This is a genomic window from Streptomyces sp. NPDC090119 (assembly GCF_044747085.1).
GTDB lineage: Bacteria > Actinomycetota > Actinomycetes > Streptomycetales > Streptomycetaceae > Streptomyces.
Genome location: NZ_JBIVDK010000006.1, coordinates 264,295 through 285,713, shown reverse-complemented (window position 1 = coordinate 285,713; position 21,419 = coordinate 264,295). Strand labels below are relative to the sequence as shown.

Here is a 21,419-nt window from a genome sequence, read left to right as displayed (position 1 = left end):
CTTCATGCACCCTCGGCGTCCAGCCGCTCCGCTGACTGGAGCAGGTACGTCGGCAGTTTTGAGCTGGCCGCCAGCACCTCGATGCCGAGGAGGCGGCCCTGCTCGTCGAAATCGAGGTTGATCATGCCGTCGACGTCCACCGGATCACAGGGATACATGTACGCGGAGTTCACTCGGACCTGCGGTTCGGTGAAGTACACATACGCCGCATCTACGGTCTTGTCGTAGGTGACCCTGACGTCTGCCACGGTGAACTGGCTCCCCGGATGTCGTTGACGGCGGCACTGTCCGCGTCCATGCCGGTAATTATCGAAGGCTCGACTTGAGCAGATCAATCGCGGGTCGTGAACCCGTCTACCAGGACCTTCGCTGCTTCGCATGACGCATCCCCAGGCGCGACCTGCTGCCCCGTCAGGTTGGAAGGGCTCATTGATGACGAGCGCCTGTCGGCCTGAAAGTTCCGGATCAGAGCGTGAAGTACTGGAAAGAATCCCGGCATGACCGCGAACGCCACACCCCCCACGCTGGACTGGTTCAAGAGCAGCCACAGTGCGGCCAATGACTTCGACTGCGTCGAGGTCGCCCTGACACCCGACCACATCCACATCCGGGACTCCAAGACCACCGGCGGCGATGAACTGACCGTCACCACCGACACCTGGGCCTCCTTCCTCAGCCACGCAGTGCAGCGCGTCTGAAAGGCGTTCCTCCTCGGCAACGGTCGGGAAGGATTCGGGTCATGACCATGACCGAATCAGCGGCCCCCGCCGACTCCACCCGTGCCGCCCGCACGGGGCTCAGCCTCGCCGCCACCGTGCTCACCGGCGTGCTCGCGCTGTACATCGCCCTCGTCGCCGTAGGCAACATTACCGACTTCGGGACGAACCAGCAGTACGTCAGGCACGTCCTCGCGATGGACACCACGTTCAAGGACGACCACCTGATGTGGCGGGCGATCACCAGCACCGCGCTCCAGGACACCGCCTACGTGGCGATCATCGCGTGGGAGACGGTGGCGGCGGCCGTACTCGTGTGGGGCACATGGCTGTGGGCCCGGCGGGACAACGTACGTGCCCGCCGCTTCTCCACGTACGGCCTGCTGATGCTGATCCTGCTCTTCGGGGCGGGGTTCATCGCCATCGGCGGCGAGTGGTTCGCCATGTGGCAGTCGAAGACGTGGAACGGCGTGGACGCGGCGACCCGCGTGTTCCTGCTCAGCGGAGTCGCCCTGATCATCAACCACCTGCCGGACCAGGGCCGTCGGTAGGAGCCCCGCGGCGGCACGAGCGTGTGCCGCCGCGCGGCTTCGCCGGTCGGGGACTACGTCCAGGCGGGATCACGGCCGGTCAGGGCGAGGATGCGGTCCAGGACGGGTGCGTCGGCCGGCACCGCCACCTCCGGCCCGTACATGCCCATCTCCCGCCCCTCCTCCACACCGGCGGACACCGTGCCGTGCAGATGCGCCAGCAGGTCGGCGGGCAGGTCGAGCCGGTGCCCGGTCGCGACCGCCAGGTCCCAGCCGTGCAGGACCAGTTCGCCGACGATCATCTCGCCCAGGACGGGCGCGGGCAGCGTATGCGGCGTGCCCATGCTCGTCTCGCCCTCCCAGGCGCTCGGCGGCGCCCAGGACGACGTGATGTCGTCCAGCAGGGCGAGCAGGCGGCCGCGCCAGTCGCCGGACGCCAGGTCCGCGTCGGACTCGGCGGCCGCCGGTTGTGGAACGAATTCCTTGCGGCCGCCCCCGGCGAGCGACGGGCCCCAGAAGAGAAGATGGTTGACCAGGGCCCGCACGTCGTACTCCGTGCACGGAGTCTTGTTGGCGAGCTGGTCGTCGGTGACGGCGCGGGCGACCACGGCCATGGCCTCGGCGGCTTTCGACAGATGTGACATGGCGGCGACGCTAGGCGGAAGAGCCACGGAGGTATTGAAGAAAGGCGACATACACTCTGCCGGGTGGAGCGGGACGAGCGTGAGCTGCGGGGTGCTTGGACCAGGTACCAGCGCCACGCGTTCCACAGCCCGTCACCGGCGCTCTCGCCATGGGTGGAGCGGTACTGGGAGGCTCGCTGGGACTACGCCGAGCCCTACCGGCAGAAGATCGTGCCGTACCCGAACGTGCACCTGTCGTTCGGCGGCGGCCGCGCGGACGTCAACGGCGTGTGCGGCGGCTACCAGATCAAGGTTCTCGAGGGCCGCGGCCATGTCTTCGGCGTCGCGTTCCGGCCGGGTTGCTTCCGCCCGTTCCTCGGTGCGTCCGTCTCGACCATCACCGACCGCGTCGTCCCGGCGACCGAGGTGTTCGGCCCGGACCTGCCCATGGCGCCCGACGCTCCGGCCATGGACGCGTTCCTGCTGGCACGCCTGCCGGACGACGACGACCGGGTACGCCAGGCGGCGGCCGCCGTCGAGCTGATCGCCGAGGACAAGGCCCTGACCAGGGTCGAACGCCTCGCCGCCGAGCTGGGGCTGAGCACGCGGGGGCTGCAACGGCTGTTCGCGGAGCACGTCGGTGTCGGACCCAAGTGGGTGATCCGCCGCTACCGTCTGCACGAGGTGACCGCCCGGATGGCCGCGGGCGGGGCGATCGACTGGGCCGCGCTGGCCGCGGACCTCGGCTACGCCGACCAGGGCCACTTCATCCGCGACTTCAAGGGCATGTTCGGCGAGCAGCCGACCTGGTACGCGCAGCGGTACCAGGCCGCAGGTTCCGGTCCCGGACCCGTGTCTCCGAGCACCAGGCCGGACGCTCCTCGCTGAGGGCTACTCGACCACCGACACCTTCGTCCCGAAGTCCCCGAACGACCACAGCGCCGCGCCGTCCTGCTTGTGGAGGCGGATGCCGCCCGTCTTGGTGCCGTTGGCGGGGGGTGGGGAGGCGCCGTCGACGGCGTTGGAGAAGCCTATGTTCACGCCGGAGGCCACCGTGAAGTACATGACGTGCTCGACCGGTACCCCGTCCGAGCCGGGCGTCGCGGGCGTGCGCTTGGTGATCGAGTAGCGGCCCGGAGCGGGGTCGACGGTGCCCGGCCACACCGTGAACGTCCGGGAGGACTCGCCCGTCGCGTCCACCAGCCACACCCGGTCCGTACCGACCGAGTAGACGATCCGACGGCCGACCCCCGACGCTTCCGGCAGCGCCGGTGGGCCGGAGGGGGTCGGGGTGGTGGACGGGGTCGGGGAGGCCGAGGCCGTGGGGCGCGCGTGGGCCGCCGGGGCCGCGGGGCGCGGGCCGTGGTCGGCCTGGACGGCGAGGGCGACGACTGCGGCGGTCGCCGCGACCGTCAGTCCGGAGACCCAGGCCCACGAGGGCAGTAGGGCAGCCACGGGTACGCATCTCCTCCGCTGTGGGGCCCCGTCTCAGATCCGGGGTCGGATCATCGTACTCAGTCCACGAGGGGCAGCAGCTCCGGCAGGTGCCCGTCCGAGGCGCGGGCCGCCGAGACCCGCTCCTCCGGTACCTCGCCGTAGAGGGTGGTGCGCGGTTTCGCCGGGCGCCCGGCCGCCTCCGCGACCGCCTCCAGGTCACGTACGGACTTGTACGAGCCGTACGACGACCCCGCCATCCGGGAGATCGTCTCCTCCATCAGCGTGCCGCCCACGTCGTTCGCGCCGGAGCGCAGCATCTCGGCCGCGCCCTCCGTGCCGAGCTTGACCCAGCTGGTCTGGATGTTGGGGATCAGGCCGTGGAGCAGGAGCCTCGCCATCGCCGTCACCGCCCGGTTGTCCCGCATGGTCGGGCCGGGGCGCGCGATACCCGCCAAGTACACCGGGGCGTTGGTGTGGATGAAGGGGAGGGTCACGAACTCCGTGAAGCCGCCCGTGCGTTCCTGGATCGAGGCCAGCGTGCGCAGGTGGCCCAGCCAGTGCCGGGGCTGGTCGACATGGCCGTACATCATCGTGGACGAGGAGCGCAGGCCCAGCTCGTGGGCGGTGGTGATGACCTCGGTCCAGGTGGCCGTGGGCAGCTTGCCCTTGGTCAGCACCCAGCGGACCTCGTCGTCCAGGATCTCCGCCGCCGTGCCGGGGATGGAGTCGAGGCCCGCCTCCTTGGCCGCCGTCAGCCACTCCCGGATGGACATGCCCGTGCGGGTCGCCCCGTTGACGACCTCCATCGGGGAGAAGGCGTGCACATGCATGCCGGGGACGCGTTCCTTGACCGCCTTCGCGATGTCGAAGTACGCCGTGCCGGGCAGGTCCGGGTGGATGCCGCCCTGCATGCAGACCTCCACCGCGCCTACGTCCCACGCCTGTTGGGCCCGGTCGGCGACCTGGTCCAGGGAGAGGGTGTAGGCGTCGGCGTCGGTGCGCCGCTGGGCGAAGGCGCAGAAACGGCAGCCGGTGTAGCAGACGTTGGTGAAGTTGATGTTGCGCGTGACGATGTACGTGACGTCGTCGCCGACCACCGACTTGCGTACGTCGTCGGCGACTTGGCACAGCGCGTCCAGTGCGCGGCCGTCCGCGTGGAACAGCGCCAGCGCCTCGGCGTCCGTGAGCTTCGTCGGGTCGTCGGCCGCCGTGCGCAGCGCCTCGCGGACGTCGGTGTCGATGCGCTCGGGGACCATGCCGGGGGCGGCGGCCTCGCGCAGTTCGGCCCAGTCGCCGTACACCTCGTCGAAGTCGTCGCGCCGGTCGGAGGTGCGGCCCTCGGTGTCGATGGAGGCGTGCAGGTCGGTGCGGCCGGTGGCGGTGAAGACCTCCTCCGGCTCCTGCCAGGGCAGGCCCACGGGGAGTACGCCGGGCCGGGCGAGGCCGGTCTCCGGGTCGGCCAGCGCGGCGACGTGCGGGCGCAGCCGGGGGTCCAGCCAGGGTTCGCCCCGGCGGACGAACTCCGGGTACACGCAGAGCCGTTCGCGCAGCTCGAAGCCCGCCGTACGGGATCGCTCGGTCAGCTCCTCGATCTGCGGCCAGGGGCGCTCGGGGTTGACGTGGTCGATGGTGAGCGGCGAGACCCCGCCCCAGTCGTCGATCCCGGCGCCGATCAGCCGCTCGTACTCGCTGTCGACCAGGTTGGGCGGGGCCTGGAGGTTGGCGGCGGGGCCCATGATGTGCCGGGCGACGGCGACGGTGGCGATCAGCTCGTCCAGCTCGGCGTCCGGCATGCCGCGCATCGCGGTGTCGGGCTTGGCGCGGAAGTTCTGGATGATCAGCTCCTGGACGCCGTGGTAGGCGCGGGAGACCTTGCGCAGCGCGAACAGCGACTCCGCGCGCTCCTCGTAGGTCTCGCCGATGCCGATCAGCAGGCCGGAGGTGAAGGGGACGGAGGAGCGGCCCGCGTCCTCCAACACCCGCAGCCGTACGGCCGGTTCCTTGTCCGGGGAGCCGTAGTGCGGGCCGCCGGGCTCGGACCAGAGGCGCTCGGCGGTGGTCTCCAGCATCATGCCCATGCTCGGCGCGACCGGCTTGAGCCGCTGGAAGTCGGTCCAGCTCATGACGCCGGGGTTGAGGTGGGGCAGCAGGCCGGTCTCCTCCAGGATGCGGATGGAGATGGCGCGTACGTAGGCGATCGTGTCGTCGTAGCCGTGCGCGTCGAGCCACTCGCGCGCCTCGGGCCAGCGGTCCTCGGGCTTGTCGCCGAGGGTGATGAGGGCTTCCTTGCAGCCGAGCGCGGCACCCTTGCGGGCGATGTCCAGCACCTCGTCCGGCGACATGAACATCCCGTGGCCCGCCCGGCGCAGCTTGCCGGGGACGGTGACGAAGGTGCAGTAGTGGCACTTGTCGCGGCACAGCCGGGTCAGCGGGATGAAGACGCTTTTCGAGTACGTGATGACGCCGGGCCGCCCCGCCGCGTCCAGTCCCGCGTCCCGTACCCGTGCGGCGGAGGAGGTGAGGTCGTCCAGGGCCTCGCCGCGGGCCTGGAGCAGCACCGCCGCCTCGGCGACGTCGAGGGCGACCCCGTCACGGGCACGTTTGAGGGCGCGACGCATGGAGTTCTCGGTGGGGCCGGTTCCGGGGGTCGCGGAAGTCGTCATTCGAAGAGCATACGTTCGGCGTGATCCACAGCTACGGGCGCTTTTCGGGCGCCCCCGGTGGCACCTTCACCGCGCCCAAGCGGCACCACCCGTGGCGCCACGTGACACCACTCGGCGCCATGTGGTGCCAATAAGGGTTGCCATGGCGCCACAATGGTGCCAAGCTAATGCCATGGACCTCACCCCGTATGTCGACACCCTCCGCCGGGAACTCGCGGTGGCCGCCGAGGCCGGTGGCGAGGAGGCGCGCGAGCTGGCCGAGCGGCTCACCGCTCCGCTGGAGTCGGCGACCCGCCTGACCATGCTCCATGTGCTCTCCGCCGCGATGGACGAGATCACCCGCGAGCTGGCCCCCGGCTCGGTCGACGTCCGACTGCGCGGTCTGGACCCCGAGTTCGTCGTCACCACGCCCCCGGCCGAGTCCGCTCCCGTGGCGGCGGCCGAGGTCGCGCCCCAGCCGGTCCCCGAGGCCGACGAGGGCGGCACCGCCCGCGTCAACCTCCGGCTCCCGGCGCACCTCAAGACGCGCGCCGAGGAGGCCGCGGGCCGCGAGGGCCTGTCGGTCAACGCCTGGCTGGTGCGCGCCGTCTCCGCCGCGGTCGACGGCACCGCCCGGCCGCGCCCGGCGGAGAAGACCCGCACGATCGGCCAGAGCTTCACGGGCTGGGTGCGCTGACCGCACCGCGCCACCGCTCCACTTCTCACCCCTTTCACGCCCCCGACCTGCGGGGACGACCTGACGAGCCAAGAGGACGGGACAGCCATGCCTACGTTCGACACCCCTGAGCCCATCGCGGTCACCGCGCACATCGGCGCCGGTTCGGTCCGGTTCGCCGCGGGCGACCGCACGGACACCGTGGTCGAGGTCGCGCCCCGCGACCCCAAGCGCGACAAGGACGTCCGGGCCGCCGAGCAGACCGAGGTCGGCTTCGCCTCCGGCGCCCTGACCGTCCGGACGCGGGAGCGGCTGCTGATCGGCCCCTCCGGCCTGGTCGACGTGACGGTGCACCTGCCCGCGGGTTCCTCCGCCGAGGTCACCGGCTCCCTGACCCAGGTGCTCGGGGAGGGCCGCCTGGGCGAGGTCCGGGTGAAGACGTCCATGGGTGACGTCCGCCTCGACGCCACCGGCCCGCTGAAGCTGACCGTGTCGCACGGCTCGGTCACCGTGGACCGGGTCGACGGCGCCGCCGAGATCACCAGCAGCAGCGGCAGCATCCGCGTCGGCACCATCGACGGCCCGGCCGTGCTGAAGAACACCAACGGCACCACGGTCCTCGCCGCCATCACCGGCGACCTGCGCGTGAGCGGCGCCAACGGCGGCATCGACATCGGGAGCGCCGAGGGTTCCGTCACCGGCACCACGGCCAACGGCCCCCTGCGGGTCGGCGAAGTGGTCCGTGGCGAGGTCCAGTTGGAGTCCTCCGTCGGCTCCATCGAGATCGGCGTCCGCGAGGGCACCGCCGCGTGGCTCGACGTCAGCTCCGGCCACGGCCAGGTGCGCAACGCGCTCGCCTCCGCCGGGGCGCCGGAGCACACCGAGGACACCGTGAAGATCCACGCCCGCACCAACTGGGGCACCATCGACATCCTCCGCGCCCGCGCCTGAGCCCCCCTCTTCCCACTTCCGCCCTCCGGAGGGCCCCATGCCTTCATCTGTCATGCCCACGCCCAGAACAGCTCTCGACAACACCCCCGCCGTCTCCGTCACCGGCCTGCGCAAGTCGTACGGCGACAAGACCGTGCTGGACGGCATCGACCTGCACATCCCCGCCGGGACGGTCTTCGCCCTGCTCGGGCCGAACGGCGCCGGGAAGACCACCACCGTCCAGATCCTCTCCACCCTCATCGCCCCCGACGGCGGCGAGGCCCGGATCGCGGGCCACGACATCGGCACCGCACCGGACGGGGTGCGCGGCGCGATCGGTGTCACCGGCCAGTTCGCCGCCCTGGACGACCTCCTCACCGCCGAGGAGAACCTCCTCCTCATGGCCGACCTGCTCCGCCTCGGCAAACGCGAAGGGCGCGCCCGTACGCGGGAGTTGCTGGAGCGGTTCGACATCGCGGACGTGGCGGCCAAGCGGGCCGCGACCTTCTCCGGCGGCATGCGGCGGCGGCTCGACCTCGCCATGACCCTGGTCGGCGACCCTCAGGTGATCTTCCTGGACGAGCCGACGACCGGGCTCGACCCGCGCAGCCGCCGCACCATGTGGGACACCGTGCGCTCGCTGGTCGCGGGCGGCACCACGGTCTTCCTCACCACCCAGTACCTGGAGGAGGCCGACCAGCTGGCCGACCGGATCGCCGTGCTCGACGGCGGCCGGATCGTCGCCGAGGGCACCGCCGACGAGCTGAAGGCCCGTATCCCCGGCGCCCACGTCCGGCTGCGGTTCACCGGCCCCGAGGAGTACGAGCGCGCGGCGGCCGCCTTCCCCGGCGCCGCGCGGGACGACGAGAACCTCGCCCTCCGGGTGGCCGGCGACGGCGGCCTGGACGCCCTGCGCGCCCTGCTGGACCGGCTCGACGCGGCCGGGGTGCAGGCGGCCGGATTCTCCGTGCACACCCCCGACCTGGACGACGTGTTCCTCGCCCTGACCGGCCAGGGCACCACCGGCACCCCGCTCCACGTCACCGCCGACACCCTCGCGAAGGAGACCCAGCGATGAGCACCCTCGGCTACGCCGTGCACGACTCGATGACGATGCTGCGGCGCAACGTCAAGCACGCCGTCCGCTATCCGGCCGTCTCGCTCGGCAGCTCGATGATGCCGATCCTGATGCTGCTGCTGTTCGTGTACGCCTTCGGGGGCGCGATCGGTGGCGGCATGGGCGGCGGCCGGGACGCCTACCTGGAGTATCTGGTCCCCGGTGTCGTCATCATGGGAGTGGCGGCCGGGGCCATGTCGACCTCGATCGCGGTGTGTTCGGACATGACCGAGGGCATCATCAACCGCTTCCGCACCATGAACATCACCCGCTCCTCGTTCATGACGGGGCATGTCATCGGCAGCGTCCTCCAGACGATGGTGAGCCTGGTCCTGGTGTTCGCGGTGACGCTCGCGCTCGGGTTCCGGCCGGACGCGACCCCGCTGGAGTGGCTGGCGGCGGCCGGGTTCCTGGCGGCCATCGCGTTCGCGGTGACCTGGCTGTCGGTGGCGCTCGGGCTGATCTCCAAAACCGTGGAGTCGGCGAGCAACAAGCCGCTGCTGATCCAGTTCCTGCCCTTCCTGGGCTCCGCGTTCGTCCCGGCCGGGTCGATGTCACCGGGGCTGCGCTGGTTCGCCGAGCACCAGCCGTTCACCCCGATGATCGAGACTCTGCGCGGCCTGCTCACCGGCTCCGCCATCGGGAACGACGGCTGGATCTCGCTCGCCTGGTGCGCGGGGATCGCCCTGGTCGGCTACCTCTGGTCCCGCTCGCTGTTCAACAGCACCACCAAGCGCTGAACCCCGCACGTGTGAAAACTCTGTGGAGTCCCCCGCGCCGCCTTGTGATCGGCGTCTCGCACGGATGACGCAAGTGGCGTGAAGAAGGCAAACTGGCTGCGGACGTTGGATTGCCCAAGACACCCCCTGGGGGCGAACGCATGGACGGTGGGCCGCGGATGCCGGAACAGCGGGTCTCCGGTTCCGCCGTGCTGCGATTCGGGGTACTCGGGCCGGTGCGGGCCTGGCGCGGTGAAGCGCCGGTCCCCACCGGCTCTCCGCAGCAACGGGCCCTGCTGGCAGCCCTGTTGCTGCGGGAGGGCCGTACCGCCACGGCGGCCGAACTGATCGACGCGCTCTGGGGGACCGAACCGCCCCCCAGGGCGCTCGCGGCCGTCCGGACCTACGCGTCCCGGCTGCGCAAGGTGCTCGAACCCGGCGTCCTGGTCAGCGAGTCCAGCGGGTATGCCATCCGGACGCTCGCCCCGCTGGACCTCGTCGTCGCCCAGGAACTCGCCGCGCAGGCCGAGAAGGCGCGCGGTGGTGGGGAGTTGGGCGAGGCGCGGGACACGCTGAACCGGGCGCTGGCGCTCTGGGACGGCGAGCCCCTGGCGGGCGTGCCCGGCCCGTACGCGGAGGCCCAGCGGGTCCGGCTGGAGGAGTGGCGGCTCCAACTCCTCGAGTCTCGGCTGGACCTGGACCTGGAGCTGGGCAGTCACGCCGAGGCCGTCTCGGAGCTGACCGCGCTGACCGCCGAGCACCCGCTGCGCGAGAGCTTCCGCGAGCTGCTGATGCTGGCCCTGTACCGCAGCGGCCGTCAGGCGGAGGCGCTGGCGGTGTACGCGGACACCCGGCGGTTGCTCGCCGAGGAGCTGGGCGTGGACCCGCGGCCGGGGCTCAGCGACCTCCAGCAGCGCATCCTGCGGGCCGACCCGGCGCTCGCGGAGCCCTCGGCCCCCGCCGCCGAACCCGCCGTGGTCCTCGTACGCCCCGCCCAACTTCCCGCCTCGGTGCCGGACTTCACCGGACGGTCGGCGTTCGTGACCGAGCTGAGCGACGTGCTGGCGTCGGCCTCGGAGGCGGAGGGCCGGGTGATGGCGGTGTCCGCGCTGGCCGGGATCGGCGGCGTCGGCAAGACCACCCTCGCGGTGCACGTCGCCCACCGGGCCAGGGCCGCCTTCCCCGACGGCCAGCTGTACGTCGACCTCCAGGGGGCGGGCCCGCGCCCGGCGGAGCCGCAGACCGTGCTCGGCTCGTTCCTGCGGGCGCTCGGAACGGCGGAGTCGGCGGTGCCGGAGTCGATGGAGGAGCGGGCCGCGCTGTACCGGTCGGTGCTGGACGGGCGCCGGGTGCTGGTGCTGCTGGACAACGCCAAGGACGCGGCGCAGGTCAGACCGCTGCTGCCCGGCACCGAGGGGTGCGCGGCGCTGGTCACCTCGCGGGTGCGGATGGTCGGGCTCGCCGGGGCGCATCTGGTGGACCTGGACGTGATGTCGCCCGAGGAGGCGCTGTCGCTGTTCACCAAGATCGTGGGCGAGGAGCGGGTCGCGGCCGAGAGGAAGGCCGCGCTGGACGTGGTGGCCGCGTGCGGGTTCCTGCCGCTGGCCATCAGGATCGCCGCCTCCCGGCTCGCCGCCCGCCGCACCTGGACCACGTCGGTGCTCGCGGCCAAGCTGGCGGACGAGCGGCGCCGCCTGGACGAGCTGCAGGCCGGTGACCTCGCGGTGAAGGCCACCTTCGAGCTGGGCTACGGCCAGCTGGAGCCCGCCCAGGCGCGGGCGTTCCGGCTGCTGGGCCTCGCCTACGGCCCCGACCTGTCGCTGGCGGCCGCCGCCGCGCTGCTGGACCTCGGCCCGGAGGACACCGAGGACCTGCTGGAGTCGCTGGTCGACACCTCGCTGCTGGAGTCGGCCGCGCCCGGCCGCTACCGCTTCCACGACCTCGTACGGCTCTACGCGCGTGCGTGCGCCGAGCGGGACGAGCGCGAGCCCGGCGAGCGGGCCGCCGCGCTCTCCCGGCTGCTGGACTTCTACCTGGCCACGGCCGCCCGGGTGTACGCCATCGAGCGCCCCGGCGACCGGACCGTGGAGCACCTGCACCCCTACGACCACGAGGGGCTGTCCTTCGCCGGGCACCGGGACGCCCTGGACTGGCTGTACGCGGAGGCCGACTGCCTGCTGGCGTGCGTACGGCAGTCGGTGGCGCAGGGCAGTCTGCGGCGGGCGGTGGATCTGCTGCTCGTCGCCAAGGACCTCGCCGAATCGGGCGCCAACGCGCACCAGTTCGGGGCGGCGGCCACCGTCGTCCGGGACGCGGCGGCGGAGGCGGGGGACGCGCTGGTGGAGGGCCGGGCGCGCACCACGCTGGCCCAGGTCCACCTCAACGCGGGCCGGTTCGACGAGGCGGAGGCGGAGGCCGAGCGGGCGGTGGAGCTGGCCGAGGCGGCCCAGGACCCGTGGATCGACTGCAACGCGCCCAGCGAGCGCGGGATCGTGGCCGCGTACCGCGGTCGGCACGCCGAGGCCGAGACCTACCTCCAGCGCACCCTGACCGCCTACCGCGCGGACGGCAACCTGCCGGGCGAGGCGAGCGCGTTGTGCAATCTGTCGCGGGTGCACCTGTCGATGGGCCGGGTGGACAGCGCGGTGGAGCTGGCGGGGTCCGGCGTCGCCGTCTACCGGCACCTGGGCCTCACCGTCCGGCTGGCGAACGGGAGTTACGCGCTCGGGCTGGCGCTGGCCGAGTCGGGGCGCGCGGAGGAGGCGGAGGCACGGCTCTCCGAGGCGCTGACCATCTTCCGGGACAGCAGGCAGCGGCTCTGGGAGGGCATGACGCTGTTCCGGCTGGCCGAGGTCCGGCTCGCCGAACGCCCGGCGGCCGCGGCGGCGCTGGCCGAGCAGTCGCTGTCGGTGCTGCTGCACGTGGGCGGCGACTGGCGGCGGGCGGGCGTCCTCACCGTGCTGGGCAAGTCCCTGGACGCGCTGGGCGAGTCGGACCGGGCCCGCGCCTGCTGGACGGACGCGCTGGGCGTCTACGACCGGCTGGGCTCGGCGGAGGCGGCTGCCCTGCGGGAACTGCTGTCACCCGCGGCGGCCGGGTGAGCGGGGCCCGCGGAAAAGCGCGGGCCCCGACGTTCATCGTTCGTTTATCGTGCCGGTGCAGTCTTCACGCAGTCGATTCGTCGTCACGGGGGCGGGCGGATCGGTAGTGCCGTCGGTCACCCACGCGGTGACCGGCCGTGACCGGGTCCGTCCGGAAGCCCTCGGGGGAGTGGCCGGGCGGCCCGGCCACCACAGCACACCTCAGAGCAACGGAGTCCGTCGATGAGCGACGTCAAGAAGTCCGACGAAGTCACCACGCAGGAGAGCCACATCACCGGCGAGGGCGCCAAGGCGGCGGCCGCCCCGGTGGCCGCTCCGCAGGAGAGCCACATCACCGGCGAGAAGCAGGCCAAGGGCGAGCTGGACGACGTCACCACGCTGGAGAGCCACATCACCGTCGGCGACCCTCGCTAGGGAGCCGGACAGACGGGGGGCGGGGCCGCGGCGGGGCGGAGGGGAGCCGCCGCGGCTCTCGCGGGGAACACGGAACGGCCGGGTCGGGGGACCCGGCCGTTTCCGTCGTTCCGTGGCCCTGGCGGGCCTCCCTCAGGTGGTCCGGGCCGTCCCGGTGCCCTTCTCCGCGTCCAGCGCGTACACGCAGCGGTCCTTGCTGCACGCGTACACCACGCCGTCCTTGACCACCGGTGAGCCGGTGATCTCGCCGCCGGTGGCGAGCTTCCAGCGCAGTCGGCCGTCGTCGGCCTTGAGGGTGTACAGCAGGTGGTCGGTGGAGCCGAAGTGGATGCGTCCCTCGGCGACCGAGGGGGCGCCCACCACGTCGCCGCCCGCCTGGAAGCGCCACTTGGGCGTGCCGGTGACCGCGTCCAGCGTGTACAGGCCCTTGCCGCTGCCGACGTGCACGTGCCCGGCCGCGACCAGCACCGGTTCGATGGAGGAGCGGGCCTCGGTGGCGATGCGCCAGCGGTCGCGGCCGTCGGCGGCGTCCAGGGCGTAGACCGTGCCGAGGTAGTCGGCGAGGTAGACCCCGCCGCCGGTGACCGCCGGGCCCGGCACGAAGGCGGGCGGGCAGAGGAACACCGCCGGGGCCTCGAAGTGCCAGCGCACCCGTCCGGTCGACACCTCGATGGCGAGGACCCGGCTGCCCGCGCTGACGTACACATGGCCGTCCGGCGCCGGGGTGACCCGGACCGGCACCCCGCCGCAGGAGGCCGCGTCGCCGATCGGGTACGACCAGCGCTCGTCCCCCGTGCGGGCCTCCAGGGCGCGCAGCCGGGCGTCCTGCCAGACGTAGACCGTGCCGTCGTGCACGGCGGGCCCGGCCTCGGGCGACTCGAAGTCGGTCTGGCAGCCGGAGATCTCCCACAGCTTCTGCCCGCCCGCCGCCTCCCACGCCTGCACCCCGCCGCCGCGCGTGCCGGTGACGACCGTGCCGTGGTCGGCGTGCAGCGAGTACACCCAGGCGTCCGTGGACAGCCGCCACAGGTCGGTGCCCTCGCGGGCGTCCAGCGCGAACAGGGTGGGCCCGTCGGAGGCGTGGATACGGCCGTCCGCGACCGCCATGGACCAGGCCACGTCCCGCGTCTTGAAGCGGCGGCGCCCGGTGGCCACGTCCAGGGCGTGCACCTCGAAGGAGGTGACGTAGACGAGGTCCCCGGCGACGGCCGGGGTGCCCCACACGTCGTTGGACATCCGGAACCGCCACGGCCGCCAGCCCGCCGCCGTCTCCGGCAGCTGCGGCGGCAGCGGGGGTACGGCCGGGTCGGCGCCGTTGACGCCGGGGCGCGGCCGGGACCAGTTCGCGACGAGTCCGGCCTCCGGCGGCGGTGCCTTCACGGCGGCCGCGCGGGCGTCGGCGACGCGCGGGCCGGGCCCGATGGGCACCTTCAGCCCGGCCAGCCGCACCGGCCCGGTGTCGGGGCCGCCCGACGCGGGGGCCGGGACGACCGGGTCGTAGGACGGCGGCGGGGGCAGCGCCGGGCGGCCCGCGCTGCGCGGGCCCGGCGGCAGCGGGGCGGGCTTGGCGGGCGGACGGCTGCCCCGGCGGGACTCGATGAGGGCGACGGCCTTCTCCGGCAGCCAGGCGGAGGCGGTACCGGAGTCGTCGGAGCCGGAGCCGAACAGATGCGGGGCCAGCTGCGCCTGGAGGTCGGCCGGGGAGGGTCTGCCGGGGGCCTCCATCTTCATGCAGGCGTCGATCAGCGGGCGCAGCTCGTCGGGCAGCCCGGTGATGTCCGGGCCCTCCCGCAGCAGCATGAACACCGTCTCGACCGGGTTGGCGCCGTGGAAGGGCGGGTGGCCGGTGGCGGCGAAGACCAGGGTGGAGCCGAGCGAGAACACGTCGCTGGCGCCGGTGACGCTGCGGGAGTCCTTGGCCTGCTCGGGCGACATGTAGGCCGGGGTGCCCACGGCAACGTTCGTCATCGTCAGCCGGGTGTTGGACACCCCGGAGGCGATGCCGAAGTCGATGACCCGGGGGCCGTCCTCGACCACCAGCACGTTGGACGGCTTCATGTCGCGGTGGACGAGCCCGGCGCCGTGGATGGACTGCAGGGCCTCGGCCACGCCCGCCGCGAGCCAGCGCACCGCCTGGGCCGGGAGCGGCCCGCACTCGTTCACTATCTCCTCGAGCGAGGGCGCGGGGACGTACGCGGTGGCCAGCCAGGGCACCGCCGCACGCGGGTCGGCGTCGACGACGGCGGCCGTGTAGAAGCCGGAGACCGCGCGGGCCGCTTCCACCTCGCGGGTGAAGCGGACCCGGAAGAGCTGGTCCTCGGCCAGCTCCGTGCGGACCGTCTTGATGGCCACCCGCCGCCCCGAAGCCGAGCGCGCCAGATAGACCAGCCCCATGCCGCCGGCCCCCAGCCGGCCCAGCACCTCGAACGGCCCGATCCGCCGCGGATCGTGCTGTGTCAGCTGATCCACCACTTGCCTGCCACCTCCCCGTACGAGCCGCGTCTTCCGCCTTTGGACGCGACCGAAGTGCAGCGTCTCACCACCGCACCGCCCTGGCGGCACGCACCCCGATTCTTCCTGGCCGGGCGGCCGGTTGCGAACCCGGTGGCGAATCGGGGTGTCTCGTGCCCTATCCCGTCATTTCACCGCCCCCGCCGCCGTCCCGTCACCGGGTCAGCAGCGCGAAGGACGCCCCTTGATTGTCCGTGACGACCGCCACCCGTCCGTACGACGCGTCGAAGGGCGGCACCTGGACCCGGCCGCCGAGCCGCCGCACGGTGGCGACGGTGGCGTCGAGGTCGTCGACGCGGAAGTGGACGAGGAAGTGCGCGGGCATCTCGGCCGGGAAGACGTCGGTGATGAGCGCGCGGCCGAAGTCGGGCTCGGCACCGGAGCCGAACAGGGCCTCGTGGAAGAGGTCGCCGTAGAAGGTGTTCGCGGCGATCGGGTCGGGGGTGTACAGCTCGGTCCAGACGAACGAGCCGGGTTCACGGCGGCGCTCGAAGCCCCGGTGGCCGTCGGACTGCCACAGCCCGAACACCGCGCCCTGGGGGTCGGTGACCAGGGCGGCGGCGCCGAGGTCGGCCACCGCGTAGGGGCCGGAGATCAGACGGCCCCCGGCGTCCGTGATCTTCCGTGTCAGGGCGCGCGCGTCCGGGGTGGCGAAGTACACCGTCCAGACCGTGGGCATCCGGCCGTCGGTCTTGGGCGCGAGCGAGGCGACCGGGTCGCCGTCCAGCCGGGCCCAGACGGAGCCGCCGGGGGCGTCCTCGCCGTCGAAGGTCCACCCGAACAGCTCGCCGTAGAACCGTTTGCCCGCCTCGACGTCGGGGAGCTGGGCGTCCGCCCAGCAGGGGGTGCCCTCTCCGTACATCCCGGGTACCGGTGCACTGTTTTCGGCCATGTCGTCAAAGTAACCGGGACCCGCGCACCCCGCAGGACCAGCGAAAGCTTGCCTCAGCCGGGTCCACACCCCATTTGCAGTCGGCCGAATCGCGCTCCTGCCCCCCGTCGGTAAGCTGACGGCATGACAGGACAAGTGCGTACCGTCGACGGCCGGGTGGCCGGCCGACGTGGGCAGGCGACCCGGCAGAAGCTGCTCGACTGCCTCAGCGAGATGCTCAGCTCCTCCCCGTACCGAGATGTCAAGGTCATCGATGTCGCGCGGAAGGCGGGCACCTCGCCCGCGACCTTCTACCAGTACTTCCCGGACGTCGAGGGTGCCGTCCTGGAGATCGCCGACTCGATGGCCGCCGAGAGCGCCGACCTGACCGAGCTGCTCGCGGGGCGCAGCTGGACCGGGAAGGCGGGGTGGCAGACCGCGCAGGACCTGGTGGACGGCTTCCTGGACTTCTACCGGCGCCACGACGCGATCCTCCGCGTGGTCGACCTGGCGGCGGCCGAGGGCGACAAACGGTTCAACAAGCTGCGGATGAAGATCCTCAACGCGGTGAACGGTTCCCTCACCGAGGCGATCACCGAGCTGCAGTCCAAGGGGCGGGTGGACAAGGACGTGAACCCGGCGGCGATCGCCGGTTCCCTCGTCACCATGCTGGCCTCGGTCGCGGCCCACCAGAAGGGCTTCACCGCCTGGGGCGTGAAGCAGGCCGAGATCAAGCCGAACCTGGCGCTGCTGATCTATCTGGGAGTGACCGGCAAGAAGCCCACCAAGTAGCGACCGGCACCCGCACCGGCCCCAAGTCCTGTCTGGCAGGCGGTGGTCCACCTCGGCGTGGACCACCGCCTGTCGCCGTGTCCGGGGCCGGGCGCGACGGCGGATACTCGGCCCATGGCACACGAGGCATCCGAAACACCCGGCGAACTCGACGGACTGCTGCGCTCGCTGAAGGTCTGGTCCCCGGACACCACCGAGCTGCGGCCCTTCGACCCGGACACCGCTCCCCCGACCCCGCTGCCCCTGTTCACCGCCTGGCTGGCCGAGGCGGCGCGGGCGGGCCAGCCGGAGCCGCACGCCATGTCGCTGGCGACGGTGGACGAGGAGGGCCGCCCGGACGTGCGTGTCCTGCTGCTGCACGGCGCAGACGCCGACGGCTGGACCTTCGGCACCCACGCCACCAGCCGCAAGGGCCGCGACCTGGCTGGCAACCCGTACGCCGCCCTGGCCTTCTACTGGCCGCTGCTGGGCCGCCAGGTACGGGTGCGCGGGCCGGTGACCGCGGCCCCCGCGGAGGCGGGCCAGGACGATCTGCGCGCCCGCTCCACCGGCGCCCTCGCCGCCGCCCTCACCGGCCGCCAGAGCGAGGACCTGGGCTCGCTGGACGAGCTGCGCCGGGCCTCCGAGGCCGCCTGGGAGCAGGCCCGCGAGGACCCCTCGGCCCCGGCACCCACCTGGACCCTGTACCGGCTGCACCCCCGCTCGGTGGAGTTCTTCCAGGGCGACCCCGACCGCCGCCATGTCCGCCTGGCGTACCGGCGCACCGAGTTCGGCTGGGAGCGGCGGCTGCTGTGGCCGTGAGCGCCGTCAGCCGGAGGGCGCGGTGAACGACCAGGTGGCGAAGTCCGCGACGGGACGGTAGCCGAGCCGCTGGTAGAGCCGGTTGGAGACCGGGTTGGCCAGGTCGGTGAAGAGCAGCACCTCTGCCCCGGTCGCCGCCGCCCGCCCGCTCACCTCGGCGGTGACCGCGCCCGCGTAGCCGTGGCCGCGCAGGGCGGCCGGGGTGTAGACGGGGGCCACCCGGATCTGCCCGGCGCTCTCCGGCAGGTTCCCGGCGAGGGAGACGGGGGTGCCGTCCGGGGTCTCCCAGAGGGTGGCGCCGCCGTGCTCCAGGCGGGAGGCAACCCACTGGGCGGGGTCCTGGCGGGCCTGGCCGCCGGTGTCCGCCACGAACTCCACGTACCAGCGCGCCAGCAGCTCCCGGTCGGCCGCGCCCGCCACTCGGGCACGGCCGGGCGGCGTGCGGTCGGGTGGGGTCAACTCGGCGAGTCGGTAGAGCCGTTGGCGCACGGTCTGCTCGGCGATCATCCCGGTGCGGTGCCGCCAGGCGGTGGCGAAGGCGGCCGCGGTCTCCCGCTCGGCCCAGACGCCGGGGACCGGGTGGCCCGCCTCCGCGAGCCGGTCGGCCAGCGCCGCCGCCTCCGCCGGGTCGAGCGGGGTGAGCTGGACCGGGTGCGGCGGGGTGTGCAGCAGGGTCGCCCGCACCGGGCCGCCCGGCTCGCGGAGCACGCCGAAGCGGGGTGGCTCGGCGCCGTGGGTGTGCGGGCCACGGGTGCGCAGCGCCTCGGAGACCGTGAGCGTGACGGTGTGCAGGGCCGGTCTGGAGCGCAGGAAGTCATCTGCCAGGTGCAGGAATTCGGTGAGGTCGTCGGTCAACTGCCAGTGATGGGGCTCCATGTGCACATCCTTGGCCCCGTACTCCCCCGCGTGCGTGGTGATTTCGTTCGCGGTGTGGGCGTTCCGATGCGTTCTGTCCCCATGCCGTACACAGCCGTGATCAATCCGCAACCGATTCCGGTCTTGACCGAGACCCATCAATCGGGTGGGTGCATACGCTCGCGGCATGGCCGACTCGCGTCCTTCATTCACGGACCTCTCCGCGACCCCCGCCGACCGTCCCGTCTACGTCGTCGGAGCGGGGCCGGGCGGGCTGGCGGTCGCGTACGCGCTGCGGGCGCGCGGGGTGCGGGCGGTGGTGCTGGAGAAGAGCGACCGGGTGGGGGCGTCCTGGCGGCGCCACTACGACCGGCTGCGGCTGCACACCACGCGGCGGCTGTCCGCCCTGCCGGGCCTGGCGATACCGCGCAGGTTCGGGCGCTGGGTGGCACGGGACGACGTGGTCCGGTACCTGGAGAAGTACGCGGAGCACCATGAGCTGGAGATCGTCACCGGCGTCGAGGTGTTCCGGGTGGAGAAGGCCGCGGACGGCGCGGGCTGGCTGCTGCACGCCTCCGGCGGACGCGAGCTGACCGGCGCCGCGGTGGTGGTCGCCACCGGCCACAACCACACCCCGCGCCTGCCGGAGTGGCCAGGCACGGACGGGTACGAGGGCGAGCTGCTGCACGCCTCGTCGTACCGGAACCCGAAGCCGTACGAGGGCCGGGACGTGCTGGTGGTCGGGGTCGGCAACACCGGTGCGGAGATCGCCGTGGACCTGGTGGCGGGCGGGGCCTCGCGGGTGCGGCTGGCGGTGCGGACGGCGCCGCACATCGTGCGCCGCTCCACGGCCGGCTGGGCGGCCCAGTACACCGGGATCGTGGTGCGTCGGCTGCCGGTGCGGCTGGTGGACCGGCTCGCCCGGCCCCTGGCCCGCGTCAGCACCCCGGACCTGTCCGGGCACGGGCTGCCGCGTCCGGAGGCCGGGCTGTACAGCAGGGTCCGGCAGGGCGCGATCCCCGTGCAGGACGTCGGCCTGATCGACGCGGTGCGCTCCGGGGAGGTGGAGATCGTGGCCGCCGTCGAGGGGTTCGAGGACGGCGAGGTGGCCCTGGCCGACGGCACCCGGATCGCACCGGACGCGGTGATCGCGGCGACCGGGTACCGCCGGGGTCTGGACTCCCTGGTGGGCCACCTGGGCGTGCTGGACGAGCGGGGCCGCCCCGTGGTCCACGGCGCCCGCACCCCCAAGGACGCCCCCGGCCTGTACTTCACCGGGTTCACCAATCCCATCAGCGGCATGTTCCGCGAGCTGGCGATCGACGCGGAGAAGATCGCCAAGTCGGTCGCCCGGCGCCTGCGTTAGGCGCCCCTCTCAAGCGACCGCCACCACGGTGGGGCGGCGCCGGATCACCAACGACATCAGCGCCGCCGCCGCGCACAGCGAGCCGGACGCGTACCAGACCATGTCGTAGCTGCCGAAGACGTCGCGGGCGAAGCCGCCGAGCCAGGCGACGAGGGCCGCGCCGATCTGGTGCGAGGCCAGCACCCAGCCGAAGACGATCGCGCTGTCGTCCCCGAACCGCTCCCGGCACAGCGCCAGGGTGGGCGGGACGGTGGCGACCCAGTCCAGGCCGTAGAAGACGATGAAGAACACCATCGGCACCCGCACGGACGGGCCCAGCAGCATCGGCAGGAAGAGCAGCGAGATGCCGCGCAGCGCGTAGTAGACGGCGAGCAGCCGCCGGGAGTCGAAGCGGTCGGTGAACCAGCCGGAGGCGATGGTGCCGAGCACGTCGAACACCCCGACCACCGCGAGCAGCGAGGCCGCCGCCGGTATCGCCATCCCGTGATCGTGGGCGGCGGGCACGAAGTGGGTCTGGATCAGCCCGTTGGTGGACGCCCCGCAGATGGCGAAGCTGCCCGCGAGCAGCCAGAACTGGCCCGTGCGCACGGCGGAGCCCAGCACGGTGAGCGTCCGCCGCGCGGCCCCGGTGACCGGCGGCGGCTTGGGCACGAACTCCGTCGCCCCGTACGGCTTCAGGCCGACGTCGGCCGGGTGGTCGCGCAGCAGCAGCCAGACGAACGGGACGACGGCGAGCGCGGTCAGCGCGACCGTGACGGCGGCCTGCCACCAGCGGTGGTTCTCCACGATCCAGGCCAGCAGCGGCAGGAAGATGAGCTGGCCGGAGGCGGACGCGGCGGTCAGGATGCCGCTGACCAGCCCGCGCCGCTCGGTGAACCAGCGCTCGGTGACGGTCGCGGCGAACGCCAGCGCCATCGAGCCCGAGCCGAGGCCGACCAGCAGGCCCCAGTAGAGGAACAGTTGCCAGGGCTCCGTCATCCACACGGTCAGCCCGGCGCCGAGCGCGATCACGGTCAGCGCGACGGCGACGACCCGGCGGATGCCGAAGCGGTCCATCAGCGCGGCGGCGAAGGGCGCGGTGAGCCCGTACAGCGCGAGGTTGACGGAGACGGCCGCGCCGATCATGCCGCGCGACCAGCCGAAGTTTTCGTGCAGCGGGTCGATCAGCAGGCCGGGCAGGGAACGGAAGGCGGCCGCGCCGATGATCGTGACGAAGGTGACGGCGGCGACGAACCAGGCACGGTGCACACGCCTGCGGCGCGGCGCGTCCTGGACGGGGGCGGGAGCGGGACGGGTCTGAGTCACGTGCTCCAGCGTC

General features: G+C 72.8%; 20 protein-coding genes. 12 read left to right on the top strand and 8 right to left on the bottom strand.

Going from position 1 to position 21,419, the window contains the following annotated elements; all coding sequences use genetic code 11:
• Positions 1–2: 2 nt before the first annotated feature.
• Positions 3–248: a DUF2283 domain-containing protein gene (locus ACIPPM_RS26045; protein ID WP_401452118.1), complete on the bottom strand. Its 246-nt coding sequence runs from the start codon at positions 246–248 to the stop codon at positions 3–5.
• Positions 249–497: 249 nt separating this feature from the next.
• Here ACIPPM_RS26045 and ACIPPM_RS26040 point away from each other — a divergent pair, with 249 nt between their 5' ends.
• Entirely contained in the window at positions 498–698 is a 201-nt protein-coding gene (locus ACIPPM_RS26040) for a DUF397 domain-containing protein (RefSeq protein ID WP_401452116.1), read from the top strand.
• Between the two features lie 41 nt (positions 699–739).
• Complete coding sequence (locus tag ACIPPM_RS26035; RefSeq protein ID WP_401452114.1) at positions 740–1,267, top strand: DUF2165 domain-containing protein; 528 nt, start codon at positions 740–742, stop codon at positions 1,265–1,267.
• 53 nt (positions 1,268–1,320) lie between these two features.
• Here the strand turns inward: ACIPPM_RS26035 and ACIPPM_RS26030 are convergent, their stop codons facing one another.
• Positions 1,321–1,890 (bottom strand): TIGR03086 family metal-binding protein, encoded by a 570-nt coding sequence (locus tag ACIPPM_RS26030; RefSeq protein ID WP_401452112.1) that lies wholly within the window; start codon positions 1,888–1,890, stop codon positions 1,321–1,323.
• 63 nt (positions 1,891–1,953) lie between these two features.
• Here ACIPPM_RS26030 and ACIPPM_RS26025 point away from each other — a divergent pair, with 63 nt between their 5' ends.
• Positions 1,954–2,757 carry a DUF6597 domain-containing transcriptional factor gene (locus ACIPPM_RS26025; protein ID WP_401452110.1) on the top strand — a complete coding sequence of 268 codons (804 nt, stop codon included), beginning with the start codon at positions 1,954–1,956 and terminating at the stop codon, positions 2,755–2,757.
• Between the two features lie 3 nt (positions 2,758–2,760).
• Here ACIPPM_RS26025 and ACIPPM_RS26020 read toward each other — a convergent pair whose 3' ends face one another.
• Together ACIPPM_RS26020 and ACIPPM_RS26015 are read right to left on the bottom strand one after the other, a co-directional pair.
• Positions 2,761–3,324 (bottom strand): hypothetical protein, encoded by a 564-nt coding sequence (locus ACIPPM_RS26020; protein WP_401452108.1) that lies wholly within the window; start codon positions 3,322–3,324, stop codon positions 2,761–2,763.
• Between the two features lie 59 nt (positions 3,325–3,383).
• Positions 3,384–5,969, bottom strand: coding sequence for a bifunctional FO biosynthesis protein CofGH (locus ACIPPM_RS26015; RefSeq protein ID WP_401452106.1), 2,586 nt, complete (start codon positions 5,967–5,969; stop codon positions 3,384–3,386).
• A gap of 172 nt (positions 5,970–6,141) precedes the next feature.
• Here ACIPPM_RS26015 and ACIPPM_RS26010 point away from each other — a divergent pair, with 172 nt between their 5' ends.
• The 6 genes from ACIPPM_RS26010 to ACIPPM_RS25985 all read left to right on the top strand — a co-directional run bounded on the left by ACIPPM_RS26010 (position 6,142) and on the right by ACIPPM_RS25985 (position 12,905).
• Complete coding sequence (locus ACIPPM_RS26010) at positions 6,142–6,645, top strand: hypothetical protein (RefSeq protein WP_401452104.1); 504 nt, start codon at positions 6,142–6,144, stop codon at positions 6,643–6,645.
• Between the two features lie 87 nt (positions 6,646–6,732).
• A complete protein-coding gene (locus ACIPPM_RS26005) occupies positions 6,733–7,575 on the top strand; it encodes a DUF4097 family beta strand repeat-containing protein (RefSeq protein WP_401452102.1) in 843 nt (280 codons plus the stop codon).
• 52 nt (positions 7,576–7,627) lie between these two features.
• Positions 7,628–8,632, top strand: a complete 1,005-nt coding sequence (locus ACIPPM_RS26000; RefSeq protein ID WP_401452481.1) for an ATP-binding cassette domain-containing protein — start codon at positions 7,628–7,630, stop codon at positions 8,630–8,632.
• A complete protein-coding gene (locus tag ACIPPM_RS25995; RefSeq protein ID WP_401452100.1) occupies positions 8,629–9,411 on the top strand; it encodes an ABC transporter permease in 783 nt (260 codons plus the stop codon). Before ACIPPM_RS26000 ends, ACIPPM_RS25995 begins: the two co-directional genes overlap by 4 nt.
• A 140-nt stretch (positions 9,412–9,551) precedes the next feature.
• Positions 9,552–12,491 (top strand): AfsR/SARP family transcriptional regulator, encoded by a 2,940-nt coding sequence (locus ACIPPM_RS25990; protein ID WP_401452098.1) that lies wholly within the window; start codon positions 9,552–9,554, stop codon positions 12,489–12,491.
• A 222-nt stretch (positions 12,492–12,713) separates the two neighbouring features.
• Positions 12,714–12,905, top strand: a complete 192-nt coding sequence (locus tag ACIPPM_RS25985; protein ID WP_401452096.1) for a hypothetical protein — start codon at positions 12,714–12,716, stop codon at positions 12,903–12,905.
• Between the two features lie 132 nt (positions 12,906–13,037).
• Here the strand turns inward: ACIPPM_RS25985 and ACIPPM_RS25980 are convergent, their stop codons facing one another.
• Entirely contained in the window at positions 13,038–15,377 is a 2,340-nt protein-coding gene (locus tag ACIPPM_RS25980; RefSeq protein ID WP_401452094.1) for a PQQ-binding-like beta-propeller repeat protein, read from the bottom strand.
• A gap of 193 nt (positions 15,378–15,570) precedes the next feature.
• Positions 15,571–16,308, bottom strand: a complete 738-nt coding sequence (locus ACIPPM_RS25975; protein WP_401452092.1) for a VOC family protein — start codon at positions 16,306–16,308, stop codon at positions 15,571–15,573.
• Between the two features lie 123 nt (positions 16,309–16,431).
• Here ACIPPM_RS25975 and ACIPPM_RS25970 point away from each other — a divergent pair, with 123 nt between their 5' ends.
• Together ACIPPM_RS25970 and ACIPPM_RS25965 are read left to right on the top strand one after the other, a co-directional pair.
• Positions 16,432–17,079: a TetR family transcriptional regulator gene (locus ACIPPM_RS25970; RefSeq protein WP_393595008.1), complete on the top strand. Its 648-nt coding sequence runs from the start codon at positions 16,432–16,434 to the stop codon at positions 17,077–17,079.
• 114 nt (positions 17,080–17,193) lie between these two features.
• Positions 17,194–17,880, top strand: coding sequence for a pyridoxal 5'-phosphate synthase (locus ACIPPM_RS25965; RefSeq protein WP_401452090.1), 687 nt, complete (start codon positions 17,194–17,196; stop codon positions 17,878–17,880).
• A 6-nt stretch (positions 17,881–17,886) separates the two neighbouring features.
• On the opposite strand, the gene ACIPPM_RS25960 is transcribed toward ACIPPM_RS25965, so the two are convergent.
• Entirely contained in the window at positions 17,887–18,756 is an 870-nt protein-coding gene (locus tag ACIPPM_RS25960; RefSeq protein WP_401452088.1) for a GNAT family N-acetyltransferase, read from the bottom strand.
• Between the two features lie 166 nt (positions 18,757–18,922).
• Here ACIPPM_RS25960 and ACIPPM_RS25955 point away from each other — a divergent pair, with 166 nt between their 5' ends.
• On the top strand, positions 18,923–20,101 hold the full coding sequence (locus ACIPPM_RS25955; protein WP_401452086.1) for a flavin-containing monooxygenase: 1,179 nt from the start codon (positions 18,923–18,925) through the stop codon (positions 20,099–20,101).
• Between the two features lie 9 nt (positions 20,102–20,110).
• Here ACIPPM_RS25955 and ACIPPM_RS25950 read toward each other — a convergent pair whose 3' ends face one another.
• A complete protein-coding gene (locus tag ACIPPM_RS25950) occupies positions 20,111–21,406 on the bottom strand; it encodes an MFS transporter (protein ID WP_401452084.1) in 1,296 nt (431 codons plus the stop codon).
• Positions 21,407–21,419 lie beyond the last annotated feature (13 nt).